The following is a 21,525-nucleotide window of genomic DNA, read 5'->3' on the forward strand; positions in this document are numbered from 1 at the left end:
GTCAGTTCCTTCGCGCGCTGCCGACCGGAACCGGCGTCTCCCCCACGATGCGGCGCACGATGGCGTCGATGAGCGGCCCGCTGTCGCGGTCGTGCGCGCCGATCGCCCGACTCGTCGGCACGAGCCGGTGCGCGAGCACCGGCACGGCGAGCGCGTCGACATCGTCGGGCAGCACGAAGTCGCGCCCGTGCATGGCAGCGTGCGCCTTGGCCGCGCGTATCAGCTGGAGGGTGGCCCGCGGGCTCGCTCCCAGCCGCAGCTGGCGGTCGTCGCGGGTGGCGCGTGCAAGCTCGACCGCATACTCCTTGACCGGCTGCGAGGTGAACACGTGCTGCACGGCCTCGATCATGCCGCGCAGCTCGTCGAGCGTCACGACCGTGCCGAGCTCGTCGAGCGGGCTCGACGTCTCGCGGGTCGAGAGCATCGCCAGCTCGTCGGCCGACGACGGGTACCCCATCGAGATGCGTGCCATGAACCGGTCGCGTTGGGCTTCGGGCAGCGGATAGGTGCCTTCCATCTCGACGGGATTCTGCGTCGCGATCACGGTGAAGGGAGGATCGAGCCGGTACGTCGTTCCGTCGGCGGTGACCTGGCGCTCTTCCATGCACTCGAGGAGCGCCGATTGCGTCTTCGGACTCGCGCGATTGATCTCGTCGCCGATCACGATGTTCGCGAAGACCGGCCCGTGCTTGAACTCGAAGCGACGGCTCGCCTGGTCGAAGACCGAGACGCCGGTGACATCGCTCGGCAGCAGATCGGGGGTGAACTGGATGCGGCTGACCGTGGCGTCGACCGAACGCGCGAGCGTCTTGGCGAGCATCGTCTTGCCGACGCCAGGCACGTCTTCGATGAGGAGGTGCCCCTCGGCGAGCAGCACCGTGAGGGCGCTCGTCACGGCGTCGCGCTTGCCGGCGATGACTGCCTCGACGTTCTGCACGATCGCAGCCGCACGCACCCCGACTTCGTCGATGCTCATCTTCGCCGACACCGCGGTCGTCTCGGTCATGGCGTCATCGCCGATTGGAGGAATTCGGCGACGACCGCCGGCACGTAGGGTGCCACGTCGCCGCCGAGCGCGGAGACCTGACGTACGAGCGAGCTCGACACGTGGGCATTGGCGGGGTCGGGCAGGAGGAACACCGTCTCGACACCGGCGAGATGCCGGTTGACGATGGCCATGGGCGTCTCGTAGGCGACGTCGAGCTGCGATCGCACGCCCTTCACGAGCACGGATGCCCCGACATCGGTGCAATAGTCGACGAGGAGGCCCATGCTCCACGACGCGACGACGATGCGCCCCGTGATGCCGGCATCGGCGATCGACCGCTCGATCAGCGATACCCGTTGGCCGATGGGCAGCAGCGCCGACTTGTCGGGGTTGTGCACCACGACGACGTGCAGCTCGTCGTAGAGCCCCGCGGCCCGCCCGATGACGTCGAGATGGCCGAGCGTGACGGGGTCGAACGATCCTGGGACGACGGCGATCCGCTGCATACGCACCAGCGTACTGCGCGCCTGCCCGAGTGCGAGGGGCTGCGCACAGTCTCAGCCCTTGCTCAGGTACCCGCTCGCCTCCTCGTCGAGGCGGCGGCGCACCGCCGCCGCGAGCGCCGGGTGGTCGGCGAGCCCGTCACCGCTCGCGAGCATCTCCTGCGCGAGCCCTCTCGCCTCGGCGATGAGGTCGCCGTCGCGGGCCACCCGCAGCAGCTTCAGGGACGATCGACCGCCCGACTGGGTCGCCCCCAGCACGTCGCCCTCCTGCCGCAGCTCGAGGTCGGCCTGTGCGAGCTCGAAGCCGTCGAGCGTCGCCGCAACCGCCTCGACGCGCTGCAGCGCGAGCGAACCCGGCGGCGCCGACGTGACCAGGAGGCAGATGCCCGGAACGCTTCCACGGCCGACCCTGCCGCGCAACTGGTGCAGCTGCGAGACCCCGAACCGGTCGGCGTCGACGACGACCATGGCACTCGCATTCGGCACGTCGACGCCGACCTCGATGACGGTGGTGGCCACGAGCACGTCGAGTTCACCCCCGGCGAAGGCCCGCATCGTCGCGTCCTTCTCCTCGGCCGGCATGCGACCGTGCAACGGTGCGATGCGGGTTTCGGCGAAGCGGGGATGCGAGCGGAGCTCCGCGAGCACGGCGACGACGGATGCCAGGGGCGCCGAGGCATCCGTCGCCGCCTCTCCGCTCGGGGCGGCCGCAGCGGTCGGCGCGCCGGAATCGCCTTCCTCGAGCACCTTCGCCTCGATCGCCGGGCACACGACGAACGCCTGTCGCCCCTGGGCGAGTTCCTCGGCGAGGCGCTCCCAGACGCGCGGCCGCCACGTCGGCCGGATCGCGAGTGGCACGACCTGCGAAGTGATGCCGGCGCGCCCGGCCGGCAACTCGCGGATCGTCGAGACGTCGAGGTCGCCGAACACGGTCATCGCGACGGTGCGCGGAATCGGAGTCGCCGTGAGCACGAGCACGTGCGGCGGGTTGCGGCCCTTCAACCGCAGCGCCTCACGCTGCTCGACGCCGAAGCGGTGCTGCTCGTCGACCACCACGAGTCCGAGGTCGGCGAACGAGACCGTGTCGCCGAGAAGCGCGTGCGTGCCCACGACGATGCGCGATTGCCCGGCGGCGGCGCGCAGCAGCGCCTTCTTGCGCTCGCCGGTCTGCAGTTGACCGGTGATCAGGGTCGGCATGAGTTCGGCCGCGAGATCGGGGCCGAGCATCTTCACGATGGACCGCAGGTGCTGGCCGGCCAGTACCTCGGTCGGGGCCAGCAGTGCGGACTGGCCGCCGGAATCGGCGACGGCGAGCATCGCGCGCAATGCCACGACGGTCTTGCCCGACCCGACCTCGCCCTGCACCAGCCGGTTCATCGGCACCGGCTCGCCGAGGTCGTGCGCGATCTCGCCGCCGACCTCGTGCTGGTCGCCGGTGAGCGTGAACGGCGTGGCAGCGTCGAATCGTTCGAGGATGCCGCCTGGAACCGGGACGCGCGAGGCGGTCGTATGCGTTCTCAGCTCGGCGCGGCGGGCGAGCAGGGCAGTCTGCAGCACGAACGCCTCGGTGAAGCGCAGCGTGCGCCGGGCGCTCTTCCAGTCGCCGTCGCGCTCGGGCCGGTGCACGAGTTCGAGCGCATCGCGGTGCGGGAGCAGCGATTGCGTCTGCCGCACGTTCGCGGGAAGGGGATCGTCGAGCGGTGCGAGGCCGTCGAGCACGAGCTCGACGGCCTTCGCGATCTGCCAGCTCGCGAGGGTGCCCGTCGCAGGATAGATGGGGATCGGCGCTTCAGCCCAGCGCTTCGCCGCAGCATCACCGGCCTCGAGCGGTGCGGCGTCGTCGAAGAGCTCGTAGTCGGGGTGCGCCAGCTGGCGCTGGCCCTTGTAGTCGCTCACTTTGCCGGCGAAGATGCCGCGCCGACCGGGGCGGAGATCGGCTGCGCGCCAGCGCTGGTTGAAGAAGGTGAGCGTGAGCACGCCGGTGCCGTCGGTGATCTTCGCCTCGACGATCGAGCCGCGCCTGGCACGCATCGAGCGTTCGCCGACCTCGATCACCTCGGCGATGATCGTGATGTTCTCGTCGAGCGGCAGCGTGGCGAGTGCCGTCAGCTCACCGCGCATCGCATAGCGCCGAGGGTAGTGCGCGAGCAGGTCGCCGACGGTGCGATGACCGAATCCACGCTCGAACGCCTGCGCCGTGCGGCCGCCGAGGGCGCCCGACAATCGCGAATCGAGGGTGAACGAACCGGGTGGCGTGTCGCCCCCGGAGGTCTCAGCTGCACCCTCGGTCATGCGTCGATCGTAGGCTCCGCCTCCGTCAGCGCAGCCAGCTCGGCCTGCACGTACGGGTCGTCGGGTCGGGCAGCGGCGAGTTCGCGTTGCAGCACGAGCGCTTCTTCGGTGCGGTCGAGACTTCGCAGGCATCGCGCCACCGACCAGCGTGCAACGTGGCGCTGCTCGGTCGTGCCGTACCGGTCGGCCGCCTCGACGGCCTGCTCGAAGTGCGACAGGGCTGCTTGCGCTCGCCCGCCGTCGTGCAGCGTCCAGCCGAGGTTGTTGTGCAGGGCGACACCCCAGCGAAGCAGCCGGGCGTCACGCACGCCTGCGAGCACGTCGAACCCCTCGGCGGCCCACTCCTCCTCGTGCCCGGCATCGTTCAGCGCGAGCATGTGCAGGGCGTCGAGCACGAGGAACGGCGACGCAGCGAGGGCCGCCTCGCGCACCCCGCGGGTCAGTTCTGGAACGGCATCGGCCGGTCGACCCGCGGATGCCGCGAGTCGGCCCCGCTCGATGGCCACGCGCGCCCGCAATTCCGCGGCGTCCGCCTCGGAATCGCTCGCGGGGATGCCGACGCCGACCGACTCGAGCACTGCGAGCGCCTCGTCGAGGCGCCCCTGAATGCCGAGTGCGCGAGCCAATTGGGTCGTCATCACGGCGCGGAGGTGCGCGGAGTTGCCGTCGTCATCGGCGGCCTCCCGGAACCGCTCCTCACTGGCCGCAGGGTCGCTGAAGTCCCAGAGTCGGTCGATCGTCTGCTGTTCGGCGCCGCGGTGTCGGGACGGGTCGGCGGGCACCTGGTCTGTCGAGTCATCCACCCGTCCATCATGGCAGCGCACGGAGGCCGACCGTTATGCTGCCCTGAGCATGACCCGTATCATTTCCGGATTCGCCGGCTCCCTGACCCTCCGGGTACCGCGCGCCGGCACCCGGCCGACGAGCGACCGGGTACGCGAGGCGATCTTCTCCGCGCTCGAGGCGCGGGATGCGCTCGAGGGGGCTCGGGTGCTCGACCTCTACGCCGGGTCCGGTGCACTCGGACTCGAGGCGGCGAGCCGGGGCGCCACCGACGTCGTGCTCGTCGAACGCGCCAAGCCCGCGGCCGACGTCTGCCGCGCCAACGCCGCCGCCCTCCTGAAGGCCGCGCGTGGCCAGAGCGCGCCGCACATCCGGGTGGTCGTGCGCGCGGTGGCCGCGTATCTCGAAACTGCAGCGGCGGGTGTCGACGTCGCGTTCATCGATCCGCCGTACGACCTCGCCGAGACCGCCCTCGCCCGAGACCTCGAGCTCCTCGCGCCGCTGCTCGCCCCCGACGCCGTCGTCATGGTCGAGCGCAGCTCGCGCTCCCCCGAACCGCAGTGGCCGGGCGGCATCGAGGCGGAGCGTCGCCGCGACTACGGCGAGACCACGCTCTGGTGGGCGGGCGCCGTTCAGCCCGTTCGACCGTCCCAGCCGGAGTAGGGATCCCAACCGTCGGCGCCGATCTCGACACCGTCGAGGAGCAGCACACCCGCGGCATGCGTCACGATGCCGATCCGCTCGAAGGGCGCGGGCAGCAGCGTTCCCGGCGGGAACGTCGCGAGCAGTCCGTGGTCTTCGGCACCGGCGAGCGCGACCCGCACGTCGGGGCCGAGCGCCGCCGACGAGAAGTCGAGGCCGACGCCGCTCGCGAGCGCGATGCGCCTCGCATCGCGCGCGAGTCCGTCGGAGACGTCGAGCATGGCCGTGGCACCCGCCACCGCAGCGGCGACACCGGCGACGACCGGGGGCGACGGAGCGAGCTGGGCGGCGACGAGCAGCGGATGGCGCGCCCGGAGTGCCTCCGCGAGTGCGGCATCAGGCTCACCCGCCGCATCCCTCGCCTCATCGAAGAGCAGCGCGAGCCCGCGGGCGGCGTCACCGCGCACCCCCGCATGCGCGAGGACGTCGCCGGGCCGGGCTCCGCTCCTGGTCACCGGCGCGCGACCCTCGAGGTCGCCGAACGCCGTGACCGCGATCGTCAGCACCGGTGACGCCGACAGATCGCCGCCGACCACGCCGGCCCCTGGCGCGAGCGCGGCGAGTCCCTCGCGGAGGCCGTCGGCGATGCCCTCGAGCACCGAGGCATCCGTCGACGGCGGAGCGGCGATCGCCACGACGAGCGCGGTCGGTCGAGCACCCATCGCCGCGACATCCGTGAGGTTCGTCGCCGCGGCCTTCCAACCGAGCTCGAACGGGCTCGACCATGCCAGCCGGAAGTCGGGACCGTGCACCATCAGGTCGGTGGTCACGACGAATCGTCCGTCTGCGGCGGCGACGACCGCCGCATCGTCGCCGGCGCCGAGCAAGGCGGAGTCGCCGGCCCACAGGCGCGGCAGGATCAGCGCCAGCACGGCGTCTTCGCCGAGCTCGCCGACGGACCGGAGATGGGACGCGGCATCCGCTCGCTGGGGGTCGGGCATGCACCTCACGCTAGCGTGCTGCACGACGTCAGCAGTTGGGACGGCAGGACCGCTGCGAGAGTGCATCGGTCAGCACGACGCTCAGGTCTTCGGGCCGAGCTGCCGAGTAGGCGGCCCCGCCGGTCGCCTCGGCGATCTTGCGCATCGAATCGAGGTCGGTGTCGGGGCCGATGCCCACGAGCACTACGGGCACGGGCTTCGCGGGGTCGTGCAGGGCGGCGAGCTCGGCCAGCAGCTGCTCGCCCGAGATGCCGTGTTCGTCTTCGTTGCGGCCATCGGTGAGCAGCAGCACCGAGTTCACCTTCTCGGGGTCGTAGCTGTCGAGCACGCTCCGTACTGCGGCCAGGGTGGTGTCGTAGAGGCCCGTCGCTCCGCCGAGCCGAGTCGGCAGCGACGCGATGACGTCGTTCAAGGCCTGCTTGTGCGAGTCGTTCGAGAGGCGGTCGATGGGTGCGAGCGATTCCCAGTCCTCGGCGCCGGCGCGCAATGTCGAGAACCCCCAGATGCCGAGGTCGACCTGTCCCGAGAACTGCGCGAGAGTGGCCGTGGCGGCCTGCTGGAGCACATCGATGCGGCGCTGGCCCGACACGGTCGGCTCCTCCATCGACCCCGACAGGTCGATCACCGTGAGGATGCGAGAACGCACGCTCACGACACCCCAGGTGCGCAGAATCGCGACCTGGGCGGACGCAGCGGCGGAACTCACCTCGATCGGCGACTCGATCACGCCGTCCTGCTCGAGCACGCCGCCCCCGGTGCCGTCGCGGAAGCCGTCGGCCGCGAAGCGATCCCTCGCCTCCCAGAGCGCGATCTTCAGCGCGCCGAGCTCGCGTGCTCTGAGGGAGAGCGCGAGTGCCTCGACGTCGTCATCATCGACAGCCTGCGGACCATCGGCCGACAGGTGCTTCGCGAGCTCGGTCTCGTCGAGGAGGCGCAGGAACGGATAGCTGAGCGCGAGGCTGCCGTCGCCCGGGTACAGGGCGAGCAGTGGATCGGCACCGACCTTGCGGTTGTGCAGCGCGACCTGCTGCTCGCTCGCGATGGCCACGGTGCCGGGCTCGCTCACGCTGAGCGCCGCGAAGGCCGCATCGGCATTGGCCGGCACCTCCCCGTTGAGGGCGAACATCGCGTTCTGGAACTGCCTCGGCTGCGTGATGTCGGCCCGGCCCTCGAGCGACTGCAACGCGTTCAGGCTCGCCGAGGACGCCTCGGGGTCGGGCAGCAACGCCGAGAACTGCCCGGAGAGAAGCGCCTTCCAGCTCACATCACGATCCGCGAACTCCTCCGCCCGGCTCACCGGCGCCGCGAAGACGACCGGGCTCGTCGCGATCGACCGCTCGAGAGCGACATCGGGCACCGGGCGACCGAGGGAGCGCGCCATGCTCGACATGCGCACGAGCCAGACCGGAGAGTCGGGAATCCAGGCATCGACCTCGGAGGCGTTGCCGGACGCGAGCACCGCCGCCGTGTCGGCGGACTCCTGTGCGAGCACTTCAGTGCGAGCGCACGCCGTCTCGCTGGCGTCGTACTCGGCCGCGACCGCCTGCACGGTCGCTGCGATCGCCCGATCGGCGACCACCGTGAGCTCGACGGGTTCCGCGCACTCTGGAGCCGAGACGATCAGGCCGTCCAGTCCGCCCGTCGCCCACGCAGTGCCGACGGCGCCGACTCCGCCGACGAGCGCGACCGTGGCGGCCGCCGCGGCGATGACCGTGCTCGTGCGACGCCGCCGTTTCCGGTTCTGTTCTCGCTCGCTTCGACGACTCACTCGCGCTCCATTGCTCGACGGCTCGACGGTGAGCTGTCCCGGTCACCGCGCTCGGGGAGGCCGCAGCGCCGATCATGGGTTCGGCGACAGGCTCCGCGACTCGTTGGTAAGCAATCATTACATTTGAGGGTCCTGATTGCATCCCCCGTCCAGTTCCGGCATCGGCGACGCCGCGACTCGGCTCCCATGACGCGCCCAGCCCGCGCCACGTCGCGCGCGATAGCCTGAACACGATGTCCGAGTCACCGAAGCCCGCGTGGGCGAATCTGGCGCTCCGTACCAGCGCCGCAGCGGTCGTCGCCGCAGCCTCCCTGTTCGTGCTCGCCGCGTGCAGCCAGACGGTTCCCGTCGAAGCGGCCGCCGCCGCGAGCGACCCCGCGTGCGCCGCCGTCGTGGTGCGGCTGCCCGATGCCCTCGCGAACGACACCGAGGCGGAGCAGGCGCAGCGCGAGACCAACGCACAGGGCACGGGCGCATGGGGCACGCCCGCCTCGGTCGTGCTGCGGTGCGGCGCAGAGACGCCGGGGCCCACCACCGACAGGTGCGTGACCGTGAACGGCGTCGACTGGATCATCGACGAGTCAGCCGCCCCCGACTACCTGTTCACGACGTACGGGCGCACCCCGGCCGTCGAGGTGCTCGTCGACAACGATGTGGTCTCGGGTACGACGGTGATCACCGAGCTCGCAGACGCCGTCTCGACGATTCCCGCAGACGGGGCCTGCACGACGCTCGGCGACGACGCCGGCTGACCGCTCCTAGCGGCTGCCGCGTGAGTGCCCCGCGTCGATCAATTCGGCGATCAGGTCGGGGTAGCTGAGACCCGATTGCAGCCAGCAGGTGGGGAACATCGAGATCGGGGTGAATCCCGGCATCGTGTTGATCTCGTTGACGACGAATCCCTCTCCCGTCAAGAAGACGTCGACCCGCGCGAGCCCCTCGGCACCGATCGCCTCGAACGCACGCTGCGCCACGCGCTGCAGCTCGAAGAGCTCGCCGTCACCGAGCTCGGCGGGGCAGATGAGCTCGACTCCGGGGGCGTCGAGATACTTCGCCTCGAAGTCGTAGAACTCGCGGCCCGTCACGATCACTTCGCCGGCGACGCTCACCCGAACCGCCGCCCCGGCGCCACCGAGCACGCCGCACTCGATCTCTCGACCTTCGACCGCGGATTCGACGAGCACGGTGCCGTCTTCAGCGAACGCGACCTCGAGCGCTTCGTCGAGCGCCGACCAGTCGGCGACCTTCGTGACGCCGACGGATGACCCGGCGCGCGCAGGCTTGACGAACACCGGGAGACCGAGCGCCTTCGTTCGGCGCTCCCACAGCTCCCGATCGTGCTGCCATGCCGGGCCGGTCAACGTCACCCACGGTGCGACCGCGATGCCGGCGCCCTCGAGCACCGTCTTCGTGAAGTGCTTGTCCATGCCGATCGCAGAGGCCAGCACGCCGTTGCCGACGTAGGGCAGGCCGATGAGCTCGAGCAGGCCCTGGATCGTTCCGTCTTCGCCGAAACGCCCATGCAGGATCGGGAAGACCACATCGATCTCACCGAGCGAGCGCTCGCCCGAAGCATCCGCCACCCGGAGCTCACGCGACGATGCGCTCTCGGGCCAGCGCACCCGCGAGCCGTTGTCGACGACCTCGGGCAGGTGCGCCGGGTCGAGCGCGAATCGGTCGGAGTCATCGGACTCGAGCACGAACGCGCCGTCGCGGGTGATCCCGACCGGGATCACCTCGTACCGGCTACGGTCGATCGCCCGCAGCACCCCGCCCGCCGTTGCGCAGCTGATCGAATGCTCGCTGGAACGCCCTCCGAACAGCAGAACCACTCTGAGCTTGTCCATCGATCGTCCTTTCGCCTTGCGGCTCGTCGTCTGTCGTGAGGTGCGGCGCGATGTCCTTCGGATCGAGGGTGCCCGCGAGCACCTGTCGCACCTGTTCGACGATCGGCATGTCGACGCCCATCGCGCGGGCCAGTTCGAGGATCGGCCCGACCGACGCGAGCCCCTCGGTGGTCTGCTGCATCTGGTTGACCACATCGTTCAGGTGGTATCCCTGACCGAGCAGCCGGCCGGCGGTGTTGTTGCGCGAGAGCGGCGACTGGCTCGTCGCGATGAGGTCGCCGAGGCCGGCGAGACCCGCGAGCGTCTCGGGGTGTGCGCCGTAGGCGACCGCGAAGTCCGTCATCTCGACGAGCCCTCGGGTGATGATCGAGGCCTTCGTGTTCTCGCCGTATCCGACGCCGTCGACGATGCCGATCGCCACGGCGATCAGGTTCTTCAGCACCCCGCCGAACTCGGTGCCGATCACGTCGGTGTTCACGAACGAGCGGAAGTAGCGATTGCGGGCGACGGATGCCACGGCCTGGGCCGTCTCGAGGCTCGCCGAGGAGACGACGGCCGCCGTCGGCTGCTCCTTCGCGATCTCGAGCGCGAGGTTCGGCCCGGAGATCACGGCGATCTGCGCCGGATCGAGGCGCAGCACCTCGGCGATGACCTCGCTCATGCGCTTGCCCGTCGACTTCTCGACGCCCTTCATGAGCGAGACGACGGTCGCCTCGGCGTGCAGGTGCGGCGCAACCGTGACGAGGTTCTCGCGCAGCGATTGGCTCGGCACCGAGACGTAGACCTGCTCGGCTCCGGCGAGCGCGAGATCGAGTCGACTCGTGGCACGCAGGCCGAGCGGCAGGTTCACGCCCGGAAGGTAGTCGCTGTTGCGCTTGCCCTCCTGGATCTCACGTGCAAGCTCGGGTCGGCGCGCCCAGATGACGACGTCTGCGCCGCCGTCGGCGAGGATCTTCGCGAACGTCGTGCCCCAGCTGCCCGCGCCGAGCACCGCGACGCGCTTGCCCGCCACCTTTCTGGGAGGAGTTCTAGTCTTCAAGGCGACCGGTCTCCTTCTGGCCGTGGGCCGCCGGATTCCAGCGTTCGGCAGGAGCCTGCTCGCCGCGGACCTCGGCGAGCAGCGCCGCGATGGCGGCCATCAGCTCATCGGTGGCGGCGAGGAGCATCCGCTGGTCGAGCGGCCTGCCTCGGTACGCGCTGAGGTCCAGCGGCTCACCGATGATGACGTCGATCGCGCTGCGCGGGAACACGCTGATCTTCTTGCCGTACCGGGGCATGAGCGTCTGCGTTCCCCAGTGCGCCGCGGGAATGATCGGGATGTCGCGCTCGAGCGCGATGCGCACCGCGCCGGTCTTGCCCCGCATCGGCCAGAGATCGGGATCGCGGGTCAGTGAACCCTCGGGGTACACGACGACCATGCGCCCCTTCTCGACGAGTTCCTCGGCCGCTCGCAGCGCCGCGTGGCTGCGACTGCCGGCGCGCTCGACGGGGATCTGGCCCGAGGTGCGCAGCAACCAGCCGAGCACCGGGTTCTTGAACAGCGACGCCTTGGCGAGGAAGCGCGGCGCACGGCCGAGCTTCCACACCGCTGCGCCGATCACGAGCGGGTCGATCTCGCTGAAGTGGTTGGGTGCCAGCACGAACGCGCCCGACTGCGGCATCCGTTCGCGGTGGTGAAAGCGGAAACCGGCGGCGATTCCCAGCGGCGGCAGTGCGATCGCAGCGAGGAGCCAGAAGAACGAGGGGCGGCGGGTCTCCGAACGTACCTTCACCGAGGTGTTCGGAGACGAGTCGTCGTGTGGCACTCCCCCATTATCCTTCGAGTTCGAAATCCGCCCCGAGCAGCTCGAGCTTCGTGATGAAGTCCTCGTAGCCGCGCGCGATGATTCCGACGTTCGAGACGGTGGATCGACCTTCGGCGGTGAGCGCCGCGATGAGGTGGCTGAAGCCACCGCGCAGGTCGGGCACTTCGATGTCGGCACCCGTGAGCTTCGTGGGCCCCGAGATGACGGCCGAGTGCTTGAAGTTGCGCTGCCCGAATCGGCAGGGAGCCGAACCCAGGCATTCCTTGTGCACCTCGATCGACGCACCCATCTCGACGAGTGCGTCGACGAAGCCGAAGCGCTGCTCGTAGACGGTCTCGTGCACGATCGAGACGCCCTTCGCCTTCGCGAGTGCCACGACGAGCGGCTGCTGCCAGTCGGTCATGAAGCCGGGGTGCACGTCGGTCTCGATGATCACGGGCGAGAGTTCTCCGCCTGGGTGGAAGAAGCGGATGCCGTCTTCTTGGATCTCGAAGTCGCCGCCGACCTTGCGGAAGACGTTCAGGAAGGTCAGCATCTCGGCTTGGCGGGCGCCCCCGACGAAGATGTCGCCGTCGGTGGCCAGCGCCGCTGCGGCCCAGCTGGCGGCCTCATTCCGGTCGAAGAGCGCCCGGTGCGTGTAGCCGTCGAGCTTCTCGACGCCCTCGATGCGGATGACCCGGTCGGTGTCGACCGTGATGATCGCACCCATCTTCTGCAGGATGTTGATGAGATCCATGATCTCGGGCTCGATCGCCGCGCCCGAGAGTTCGGTGATGCCGTCGGCGAGCACCGCGGTGAGGAGGACCTGCTCGGTTGCGCCGACGCTCGGGTAGGGCAACGACACCTTCGCGCCGTGCAACCCGGCCGGAGCCGACATGCGAATACCGCTCGGCAGCTTCTCGATGATGGCGCCGAAGTTGCGCAGCACCTCGAGGTGATAGTCGATCGGGCGGTCGCCGATGCGGCAGCCGCCGAGGTCCGGGATGAACGCCTCACCGAGGCGGTGCAGCAGCGGCCCGCAGAACAGGATGGGAATGCGGCTGGAACCCGCGTGCGCGTCGATGTCGGCCATGTGCGCCGTCTCGACCGCCGACGGGTCGAGGATGAGCTCGCCCTCCACGGGGCCGTCGGTGACGGTGACGCCGTGCACCTCGAGGAGGCCACGCACGATGCGCACGTCGCTGATGTTCGGAACGTCTTTCAGCACGCTCGGAGTGTCGCCGAGGATGGCCGCGACCATCGCCTTGGTGACGAGGTTCTTCGCGCCCTTCAACTCGATGCGACCACGAAGCGGTTTGCCGCCGTTGATCGTGATCTTGTCGACGTTCAACCCGACTGCCGTTCCATGGTTCTTGGCATCCTGCCCGAGTGTGTTCACGAACTCCCTGATTCCGCCGGCTCCCTGATGGGGAGCGTTTTCGGCCGCCACGCTTCTCGATGAGACTCGAACTCGGTGATGGCGGCTTCGTCTCTGAGGGTGAGCCCGATGTCGTCGAGTCCCTCGAGAAGCCTCCACCGAGTGTAGTCGTCGATGTCGAACGGCACTCTGAGTGACCCTGCGGTCACAGTTCGCTCAACGAGATCGACCGTCACGGCTATTCCCGGCTGGGCCTCGACGACCTCCCAGAGCCGCTCGACGTCTTCGTAGGCCACCTGGGCGGCGACGAGTCCCTGCTTGCCTGAGTTGCCGCGGAAGATGTCGCCGAACCGCGAGCTGATGACGACATCGAAGCCGAAGTCGCGCAGTGCCCAGACGGCGTGCTCACGGCTCGATCCGGTGCCGAAGTCGGGCCCGGCGATGAGCACCTTCGCGCCCTGGTACTCGGGCCGATTCAGCACGAACTCGGGGTCCTGCCGCCAGGCGTAGAAGAGCGCGTCGTCGAACCCGGTCTTCGTGACCCGCTTCAGGAACACGGCGGGGATGATCTGGTCGGTGTCGACGTTCGATCGGCGCAGCGGTGCCGCGGTGCCGGTGACGGTGGTGATCTTCTCCATGATCAGCGCGCCTCCCCTTCGATGGTCGAGTGGGCCGTCGGGCCCGAATCGGTACCCAGATCCCACGGGCTCGAAAGCGTGCCGCGGATGGCGGTGGCGGCGGCGACGAGCGGAGAGACGAGGTGAGTGCGGCCGCCCTTGCCCTGCCTGCCCTCGAAGTTGCGGTTCGAGGTCGAGGCGCAGCGTTCACCGGGCGCGAGCTGATCGGGATTCATGCCGAGACACATCGAACACCCCGCGAATCGCCATTCGGCGCCGAACTCGGTGAACACCTTGTCGAGTCCCTCGGCCTCGGCCTCGAGGCGAACCCGGGCTGAACCCGGCACGACCATGACGCGCACACCGTCGGCCTTCTGCTTGCCGCGGACGATCGAGGCGAACGCACGCAGGTCTTCGATGCGACTGTTGGTGCATGAACCCATGAAGACCGCGTCGACCTTGACGTCTTTCAGCGGCGTGCCCGGTTCGAGCGCCATGTATTCGAGCGCGCGCTCCGCGGCGGCGCGCTCGTGCTGGTCGGCGATCGTCGCCGGATCCGGCACGGACTCGGAGAGCGAGACGCCCTGCCCGGGGTTCGTGCCCCACGTGACGAAGGGTTCGAGCGTGTCGGCATCGATGAAGACCTCGGCGTCGAACTTCGCGCCATCGTCGGTCGCGAGCGTCTCCCAGTACTCGACCGCGGCGTCCCAGTCGGCGCCGGCGGGTGCGTGCGCGCGGCCCCTGAGGTACTCGTAGGTGGTGGCGTCGGGCGCGACCATTCCGGCTCGCGCGCCGGCTTCGATCGACATGTTGCAGATCGTCATGCGACCGTCCATCGAGAGCGCACGGATCGCGCTGCCGCGGTACTCGAGCACATAGCCCTGACCGCCGCCGGTGCCGATCTTGGCGATCACCGCGAGGATGATGTCCTTCGCGGTCACGCCGGGTCGCAACGTGCCCTCGACGTTGATGGCCATCGTCTTGAACGCCTTGAGCGGCAGCGTCTGCGTGGCGAGCACGTGCTCGACCTCGCTCGTGCCGATGCCGAACGCCATCGCACCGAACGCGCCGTGCGTCGACGTGTGGGAGTCACCGCAGACGACCGTGATGCCGGGCTGCGTCAGGCCGAGTTGCGGGCCCACCACGTGGACGATGCCCTGCTCCTTGTCGCCGAGCGAGTGCAGGCGGATGCCGAACTCCGCGGCGTTGCGGCGCAGCGTCTCGATCTGCGTGCGGCTCGTGAGGTCGGCGATCGGCTTGTCGATGTCGATGGTCGGCGTGTTGTGGTCTTCGGTCGCGATCGTGAGATCGGGGCGACGCACGGGCCGGCCGGCCAGACGCAGGCCGTCGAAGGCCTGCGGACTCGTGACCTCGTGCACGAGGTGCAGGTCGATGTAGATGAGGTCGGGCGTGCCGTCTGCGCCCTCGGCCACGAGATGGGCATTCCAGACCTTCTCGGCCAGGGTGCGCGGGCGCTCGGTCGTTGCGACAGCGTTCGTCGATGGTGCTGCGTTCATGCGTTCGTCTTCCTCAGTTCCGGGGGTCAGCCGACGACGGACTCCGCGGCGGGGAAGGCTCAGATCGAAGCCCCGCCGCGGCATCGAAGGAGAAGACGTCGTCGTGCGCGCACCACTTCAGGCTAACACCTCGGAATTGGCGGTGCCGCCACGCGTCGTCACGTCACAACCGCTCGACGGCGACCACGAACGATCCCAACTCGACGCGGTCGCCCGGCTGCAGCACGACACGCTCGCCGGGCGAGAGATCGCGCGCGAGCCCCTGCTCACTGGTGACGAGCACGCCGTTGGTCGAGTGCAGGTCGGTGATCGAGAGCTCTGCGCCTTCGAGGTCGATGACCGCGTGCGTCTTGGAGACGGATTTCGCAGGGTCGACGAGCGGCACGAGCGCAGCGTGCGGCCTAACCGCGACCGCCGAGGGGTCGCGGCCCAGTACGAGCGAGCCGCCGACCTGGAACCGTTGTCCGTCGGCGAGTGTCAGGACCCACGGACCGTGCGCCACCGCCTCCGTGACCGGGGCGACCGGCGCCGGCGGAGGCGTCGGCGCCGCCGGAGCGGAGAAGACCGGAAACGTCGCCGGCGCCACTTCGCGCGCGCGCGGAGGCGCAGCCTCGACCGTGTCGGGGATCAACCCGGGAGGCGGAACGATGAACCCCTCGTGCTCCACGACACCACTCTAGCGATCAAGCGCCCCGTTGCGGCGAACCGGTCATCCCGCAGCCGGCGCGGCGAACGGCCCGCGCGGTTCCGGCGCCCCTGGCGCCTTCGGCACGCTCGGCGGCGTCGGCCGAGCGGTATCGGCGGACGTTCCGGAGATGTCCACCTTCGACCAATCGCGCTTCGAACGGATGCGGAAACGGCTGAAGAGGCGACGCAGGCGACCGGATGCCGCGCGCACGAGCCCGACCGATTCGATCACCTCGCTCCAGCTCTGCTCGACGACGGACTCATCGACCTCATGCCCGCCGAACACGGCGCGATCCACGGCATCGGCCAACGGCGTGACGCGGATGGAGCTCGCAGGGGCGTCCACCCGGACCACCCGAACGGGGCCGGTATCGGTGTGCTTGGCCGGAACGTCGCCGAGGCCCTGTTCTCGCAGCTGACGCTCCAGCGAGAAGGCGACCTGTCGACGGCTCCCGGTTCGTGGCACCTCGAAGCCGAGTTCGGCGAACTCGTCGGTCAACTCGTCCCACGCGCCCGCGACGCGACGATCACCGGGGCCTCTGGTGCGCCGACGCCGACGCCGACGCGCCTTGATCGCGGCGATCACGAACATCGTGCCGAAGAACAGCAGGAGCGGGACTCCCACCGCTCCAGCGGTGATCCACGCCCACAACGGGATGATGAATCCCTGGTCCTTCTTCTCGTCGTCGCTGTCATCGATCTCGACGGCGGTCAACAGGTCTTCGTCTTCGTTGTCGCTGCGCGGTGGCTGTCGCACCTGGGGCTGCGGCTCGGACTTCGGCTTCGGCGTCTGGTCCTGCGGGATGTCGGTCTCATCGGGAGTGGGCTGGAACGAGACCCAGCCGACTCCCTCGAACGCGACCTCGACCCACGCGGTCACGTCGTCACCGACGACCTCCACCGATTCGTCGTCCTCGCTGATCTCGGGTGCGAATCCCATCACCACGCGCGAGGGGTATCCGAGGTATCTGGCCATGAGCGCCATCGCGGAGGCGTACTGCTCCTCGTCGCCGATCATCTGGCTTCGCGTGAAGAGTTCGATCATGCGGTCGGCACCGTGACCGGCGCGCGACGGAACCGAGTCGGACGCGAGACCGTGACTCAGGAAGCCCTGAGTCTTCAGCGCCTTCTCGATCGCACGAAGCTGCTCGATCGGCGTCTCCGCCGTGCCGGCGAGCTCCTGCGCCTTGGCGACCACGACATCGGGCGTGTTCTCGACGGGCGGCAGGTCGAGTCGCGCGGCAGGCGTGTCCACGAGGTCTGCGTCATCGATGCCCTTCTGGGTGGTGGCATCGATCGAATACCGGTAGCCCTCGGTCACCCCGCTCGTCAGCACCGCTGTGCCGGTCGAGGCGTTGTACCGGAGGTCGCCGGCGCGATCGGAGCTCGTGCCATCGTCGAAGATCAGCCGGGTCGGATAGCCGACACCGGGCAGCCACACGTCGTCGTAGGCGCTGACCTCGATCTCGGCCGCTCGCTCTCCGCCGGCCTGCATGAGTTCGGGCAGTGGAATGGTCTCGCCCACGAGCGAGAAGCCACCGTCGGTCGACGCCATGTCGTCGGGTCCGGCGACGTTCCAGAGCTTGCCGTCATAGGCGTCCATGCTCGCGAGGCGGATCACGTCTCCGGGCTCGAGACCGGTCGCCGTGAAGATGGGCGTGTCGGCGAGGTCCTTCGTGTACGCGCGGAAGCCCGCGAGCGGGCTCGGGAACGCGAGCGGATCGAACGGCGGCGTGATCTCTTCACGGAGTACGAAACGATCAGGTTGCGTGGGAGCCAGCGCCGTGCCGGCGAGCGCTCCGACGAGCACCGCGCCGGTGACCAGGATCCCGGTGCCCATCAGCTTGCGTCGCTGCAACCTGCTGGAGCCCTCGTCGCTCGCCGACGGAACCGCACGGCGTCGCCATCCGAGCCAGATCAGCGCGATCACTGCGAACGCGACCCCACGGACCCCGGCGAAGTACGCCTCGTCGGTGCCGAGCAGGATGCCGGAGAGGAACAGCAGCACGGGTCCGACGAGCAGCGTGCTCGCCCGCAGCGGCGTGCGCTTCGCCACGAGCCAGCGGCTGGCCATCATCGTGCCGACGAGCGCGACGAGCCACGTCGCGAAGTACGGGACGACCGGGATGTAGTAGGGCGCCTCGACGGGTGTCTGCAGGGTCACGATGTCGGCCCAGCCCCACACCGCACCGAGCGCCAGCCCGGCGAGCGTCTCGAGACTCGGCAGGAAGCCGAACAGCGACTGGCCGGGCATGGTGAGCACACTGCCGAAGAGGAAGTAGCCGAGCAACGCTGCGAGCACGTTCGTCACGACGCCGAGCCGCAGCATGTAGCCGAGCACTGCGAAGCCGGTGCCGACGACGAGACCGCCGACGCCCGCGAGCAGGAAGTTGTGGTCGCCGAACGAGGTCTCGTACCCGATGACACCGAGCAACGAGAGGATCGACAGAATGGCGACATCCGGCCAGGCGCGCGCGGGGAATGGGCGCATCGTCGGCTGGGCGGTCACCGTCGGCGTGGCCGGTTCTGGAGCGGTCACGGGCGCACCCTCCGCATCACGCGCGGCAGGTCGCCGATCTGGCCGATGGTGACGACGGTGAGGCCCGAGACCTTCGCGATGCGCGACGGCGCGCCGAACTCCGCCCGGAACCCGATCGTCTGCGTGTCGAGTCCGAAGACGCTCTCGGCGGCACGGAAGTCGGCGAGCGGCACGCCGGAACCACCGACGAACATGACGACGCTCGGCGCAGGCAATCGCTTCGTCGAGTCCCGCGCGAAGTCCCTGAGGCTCGAATAGTCACCGGATGTCTCCACGAGGCGCGACGAGTCGTCGAGCAGTGCGACCGGTGTCGCGGTGGAGAGCGGCATCCGCTCGCTGACGATGCTCATGTTGGTGCCGTCGCGCACGACCTGGACTCCGATGGATGCGGTGATGGAGATGGCGAGCTCGAACTCCTCTTCAGAGGCGTACGCCGCGCGCTCCGTGGTGTGCACGATCGTGAGCTGCGAACGACGGGTCTCTTCGAACTGGCGCACCATGAGTTGGCCGGTGCGCGCCGAGGTGCGCCAGTGCACATTGCGGAGCGCATCGCCCGGCTCGTAGGAACGCAGCGCGTGGAACGAGATGTCGTCGTTGGTGATGGTCTTCGTGATCTCGCCTTCGAGATCGCGAACGAGGCCCGAAGCGCTCGGTGCGAGCCGAGCGGTCACGGGGTGCACGAACAGTTCGACCTCGTCGGTCCAACGCACCGTGCGGCGCAGCAGTCCGAGCTGGTCGCCGCGAACAGTGATCGCGGGACCCGCGACGATGACGGCCCGTCGATGCGTCGGCACGGCGAAGAGCTCGTCGTGCTCGGCGTTCGGGGCGAGCACGGGGATGACGAACTCGGCGATTCCGCTGCCGACGGGCAACTCCATCCGTGACGGAATCGAGGGCTTCGCCGCGATGTTCGTCACCACCATGCGACCGAGTGCACGTTCCCCGGCGACGACGCGGTGCGGGTTCAGCTCGACGTGCACGCTGAAATTGGTGCGACCGAACACGAAGGCGACGGCGACGAGCAGCGCGGCGGCGAGTGTTGCACCGACGTAGCCGAACTCGACCCATCCGAAGATGCGGCTGAGTGCGAAGGCGAGGATCGCTCCGCACACGACGAGCCAGCCGATCGGGGAGATCACTCGGGTTACCGGGCTCGCGAATGCGAATACGCGCGTCAGTGCCTGGCCTGCGAGGCGCAGGAGGTTCCGCAGCCCGCCGACGATGGCGCGCCACAGGCCCCGCAGGGCGATCAGCGACTGCGAGGGAGTGCGCGGAGCGGGCTCGGCGCGTTCGGTGGGAGTGGTGCCGGTCATGCCGCGCGGTAGGCCGGCGGCTCGATGTCCACCAGCACGCGGCTCACGATGTCTTCAGCGGTCACGCCCGCGAAGTCGGACTCGGGGTCGACCATGATGCGGTGTGCGAGCACCGGCACCGCGAGTTCGCGTACGTCGTCGGGCGTCACGTACGTGCGACCCTGCGACAGCGCCCACGTCTTCACCGCACGCGCCAGAGCGAGCGCACCGCGCATGCTGACACCGAGGGTCGAATCCTTGTGGCTGCGCGTCGCGGTCACGATGTGGTTCAGGTAGGCGAGCACGGATGCGTCGACGTAGACCTCTGAAGCCAGTTGCGCCATCGCCGACACGGAGTCGGGCGCGATGATCGGGGTGATCTTCGATGCGCGGGCACGATTCGAGGAGTCGAGCAGCAGGGCGACGGCAGTGTTGTGGTCGGGGTAGCCGAGCGAGGTCTTGATCAGGAAGCGGTCGAGCTGCGCTTCGGGCAGCGTGTACGTGCCCGCCTGCTCGACCGGGTTCTGCGTGGCGATGACCATGAACGGCCGGCCGACGTCGTGGCTCACGCCGTCGACGGTGACCCGCCCCTCCTCCATGACCTCGAGGAGCGCCGACTGGGTCTTCGGGCTCGCGCGGTTGATCTCGTCGGCGAGCACCACCGAGGCGAAGATCGGCCCCTTGTGGAACTCGAAGACGCCCTTGCCCTGGTCGTAGATCGTCACGCCGGTGACGTCGGAGGGCAGCAGGTCGGGGGTGAACTGGATGCGCGAGTTGCTGCCGTCGAGCGTGTTCGCGAGCGCCTTCGCGAGCACCGTCTTGCCGGTGCCGGGCACGTCTTCGAGCAGCACGTGGCCGTCACTGAGGAGCGCCATGACGACGAGTCGGATGACGTCGCGCTTTCCGAGAATCGCCTGGTCGACGTTGTCGACGAGCTTCGCGAAGGCGTCCGAGAACCAGTCGGCTTGTTCTTGTGTCACTGACATGCGTGCTCCTCTGATGTGTTCAGGCTGTGTTGGTTCCACGTGGTCACCACGTGTTGTAGCCGATGTTGTTCCACTGGCTTCCGCTGATTCCGCCAAGGGTTCGCGAAGTGCCACCGCTGACGTTCTCGAATCGCACCGCGATGGTCTCACCGGCCTGCCGGATGCCGAGGTGGTTCTGCAACTGCAGGCGGCCGCTCGCACCGATGTCGACCGTCTGCTGGTAGCTGCAGCACGAGCCGCCGTTGATCGTCGCGAAGACGCGGTAGGTTCCGGGATCCATGTTGTTCCAGGTGATACGCACCTCGGCGCAGCCGCTGCCGCCGCTCTGGCACCCCATGCTCGCGCCCTTGCCCAGCGAGCCCGAGGGCTGCGGCGGCGGCGGGTCGTTGACGACGACGGACGCGCTGTTCACCGGGCCGGGCTTGCCGCTGCCCTCGTTGACAGCCCTGACGTCGACGGTCCACGTTCCGGCGCCGGCGTTGCCTGACGACGCCGACGTGTTGTTCGTGTTCTGCCAGTTGCCCCCGTTCAGACGCCACTGGTAGTGGATCGCACCGCCGCCGGTGACGGACGGCGCGTTCCAGTCCATCCGCAACGTCGTGGGCGCGTCGCCGCCCTTCGAGATCGAGACGTTTCGCGGCGCGCTCGGGGTGCCGTACGGCGTCACGGCACGGCTCGGGGCGGATGCTGCAGAGTCTCCGATGGCATTCCGCGCGGTAACGGTGAACGTGTAGGCCTGACCGTTGGTCAGTCCCTCGATGGTGTGATTCGCGCCAGCATCGTCGGCGCCGAACGGCTGGCTGCCGCCGGCCCACCGCACGACATACCCGGTGATCGGCGAGTTGTTCGTGGCCGGCGCCCTCCAACTCACGACGGCCGTGGCGTCGCCGGCGGTGGCGTC

Annotated in this window: 19 protein-coding genes; 2 read left to right on the forward strand and 17 right to left on the reverse strand. The window is 69.2% G+C overall.

Annotated features, from left to right (window positions below; genetic code table 11):
• Position 1 precedes the first annotated feature (1 nt).
• The 4 genes from AC6CH0_RS14970 to AC6CH0_RS14985 are packed head-to-tail and all read right to left on the reverse strand — an operon-like array spanning position 2 to position 4,586.
• Entirely contained in the window at positions 2 to 976 is a 975-nt protein-coding gene (locus tag AC6CH0_RS14970) for an AAA family ATPase (protein WP_498102292.1), read from the reverse strand.
• Positions 977 to 1,002: 26 nt separating this feature from the next.
• Positions 1,003 to 1,494, reverse strand: a complete 492-nt coding sequence (coaD, locus tag AC6CH0_RS14975) for a pantetheine-phosphate adenylyltransferase (RefSeq protein WP_498102224.1) — start codon at positions 1,492 to 1,494, stop codon at positions 1,003 to 1,005.
• A 51-nt stretch (positions 1,495 to 1,545) separates the two neighbouring features.
• On the reverse strand, positions 1,546 to 3,783 hold the full coding sequence (locus AC6CH0_RS14980; RefSeq protein WP_498102226.1) for an ATP-dependent DNA helicase RecG: 2,238 nt from the start codon (positions 3,781 to 3,783) through the stop codon (positions 1,546 to 1,548).
• Positions 3,780 to 4,586, reverse strand: a complete 807-nt coding sequence (locus AC6CH0_RS14985; protein WP_498102228.1) for a YfgM family protein — start codon at positions 4,584 to 4,586, stop codon at positions 3,780 to 3,782. Before AC6CH0_RS14985 ends, AC6CH0_RS14980 begins: the two co-directional genes overlap by 4 nt.
• 49 nt (positions 4,587 to 4,635) lie before the next feature.
• On the opposite strand from AC6CH0_RS14985, the gene AC6CH0_RS14990 reads away from it, so the two are divergent.
• The gene (locus AC6CH0_RS14990; protein WP_498102230.1) at positions 4,636 to 5,229 is read left to right on the forward strand and encodes an RsmD family RNA methyltransferase; all 594 of its coding nucleotides are present in this window, start codon (positions 4,636 to 4,638) and stop codon (positions 5,227 to 5,229) included.
• On the opposite strand, the gene thiL is transcribed toward AC6CH0_RS14990, so the two are convergent.
• Together thiL and AC6CH0_RS15000 are read right to left on the reverse strand one after the other, a co-directional pair.
• On the reverse strand, positions 5,199 to 6,209 hold the full coding sequence (gene thiL, locus AC6CH0_RS14995; RefSeq protein ID WP_498102232.1) for a thiamine-phosphate kinase: 1,011 nt from the start codon (positions 6,207 to 6,209) through the stop codon (positions 5,199 to 5,201). The genes AC6CH0_RS14990 and thiL overlap by 31 nt on opposite strands.
• A gap of 28 nt (positions 6,210 to 6,237) precedes the next feature.
• Positions 6,238 to 7,977 (reverse strand): substrate-binding domain-containing protein, encoded by a 1,740-nt coding sequence (locus AC6CH0_RS15000; protein ID WP_498102234.1) that lies wholly within the window; start codon positions 7,975 to 7,977, stop codon positions 6,238 to 6,240.
• 233 nt (positions 7,978 to 8,210) lie between these two features.
• Between AC6CH0_RS15000 and AC6CH0_RS15005 the strand changes: the two genes are divergently transcribed.
• Positions 8,211 to 8,729 carry a DUF3515 family protein gene (locus tag AC6CH0_RS15005; RefSeq protein ID WP_498102236.1) on the forward strand — a complete coding sequence of 173 codons (519 nt, stop codon included), beginning with the start codon at positions 8,211 to 8,213 and terminating at the stop codon, positions 8,727 to 8,729.
• Positions 8,730 to 8,735: 6 nt separating this feature from the next.
• Here the strand turns inward: AC6CH0_RS15005 and AC6CH0_RS15010 are convergent, their stop codons facing one another.
• The 11 genes from AC6CH0_RS15010 to AC6CH0_RS15060 all read right to left on the reverse strand — a co-directional run.
• Entirely contained in the window at positions 8,736 to 9,824 is a 1,089-nt protein-coding gene (locus tag AC6CH0_RS15010) for a D-alanine--D-alanine ligase family protein (RefSeq protein WP_498102238.1), read from the reverse strand.
• The gene (locus AC6CH0_RS15015; RefSeq protein WP_498102240.1) at positions 9,724 to 10,863 is read right to left on the reverse strand and encodes an NAD(P)H-dependent glycerol-3-phosphate dehydrogenase; all 1,140 of its coding nucleotides are present in this window, start codon (positions 10,861 to 10,863) and stop codon (positions 9,724 to 9,726) included. The genes AC6CH0_RS15010 and AC6CH0_RS15015 overlap by 101 nt, the downstream gene beginning before the upstream one ends.
• The gene (locus AC6CH0_RS15020) at positions 10,853 to 11,629 is read right to left on the reverse strand and encodes a lysophospholipid acyltransferase family protein (protein ID WP_498102242.1); all 777 of its coding nucleotides are present in this window, start codon (positions 11,627 to 11,629) and stop codon (positions 10,853 to 10,855) included. Before AC6CH0_RS15020 ends, AC6CH0_RS15015 begins: the two co-directional genes overlap by 11 nt.
• Before the next feature lie 7 nt (positions 11,630 to 11,636).
• Complete coding sequence (gene murA, locus AC6CH0_RS15025; RefSeq protein ID WP_498102244.1) at positions 11,637 to 13,007, reverse strand: UDP-N-acetylglucosamine 1-carboxyvinyltransferase; 1,371 nt, start codon at positions 13,005 to 13,007, stop codon at positions 11,637 to 11,639.
• On the reverse strand, positions 13,004 to 13,624 hold the full coding sequence (gene leuD / locus AC6CH0_RS15030; RefSeq protein ID WP_498102246.1) for a 3-isopropylmalate dehydratase small subunit: 621 nt from the start codon (positions 13,622 to 13,624) through the stop codon (positions 13,004 to 13,006). The genes murA and leuD overlap by 4 nt, the downstream gene beginning before the upstream one ends.
• 2 nt (positions 13,625 to 13,626) lie before the next feature.
• Positions 13,627 to 15,120 carry a 3-isopropylmalate dehydratase large subunit gene (gene leuC / locus AC6CH0_RS15035; protein ID WP_498102248.1) on the reverse strand — a complete coding sequence of 498 codons (1,494 nt, stop codon included), beginning with the start codon at positions 15,118 to 15,120 and terminating at the stop codon, positions 13,627 to 13,629.
• Between the two features lie 163 nt (positions 15,121 to 15,283).
• Positions 15,284 to 15,787: an FHA domain-containing protein gene (locus tag AC6CH0_RS15040; RefSeq protein ID WP_498102250.1), complete on the reverse strand. Its 504-nt coding sequence runs from the start codon at positions 15,785 to 15,787 to the stop codon at positions 15,284 to 15,286.
• Positions 15,788 to 15,829: 42 nt separating this feature from the next.
• Complete coding sequence (locus AC6CH0_RS15045; RefSeq protein ID WP_498102252.1) at positions 15,830 to 18,346, reverse strand: transglutaminase TgpA family protein; 2,517 nt, start codon at positions 18,344 to 18,346, stop codon at positions 15,830 to 15,832.
• Entirely contained in the window at positions 18,343 to 19,659 is a 1,317-nt protein-coding gene (locus AC6CH0_RS15050; RefSeq protein WP_498102254.1) for a DUF58 domain-containing protein, read from the reverse strand. Before AC6CH0_RS15050 ends, AC6CH0_RS15045 begins: the two co-directional genes overlap by 4 nt.
• Positions 19,656 to 20,624 (reverse strand): AAA family ATPase, encoded by a 969-nt coding sequence (locus tag AC6CH0_RS15055; RefSeq protein WP_498102256.1) that lies wholly within the window; start codon positions 20,622 to 20,624, stop codon positions 19,656 to 19,658. Before AC6CH0_RS15055 ends, AC6CH0_RS15050 begins: the two co-directional genes overlap by 4 nt.
• A gap of 43 nt (positions 20,625 to 20,667) precedes the next feature.
• Positions 20,668 to 21,525: fibronectin type III domain-containing protein (locus tag AC6CH0_RS15060; protein WP_498102258.1), on the reverse strand; the 858-nt coding region annotated here is incomplete at its 5' end.

The organism is Agromyces sp. GQ35, from assembly GCF_059758475.1.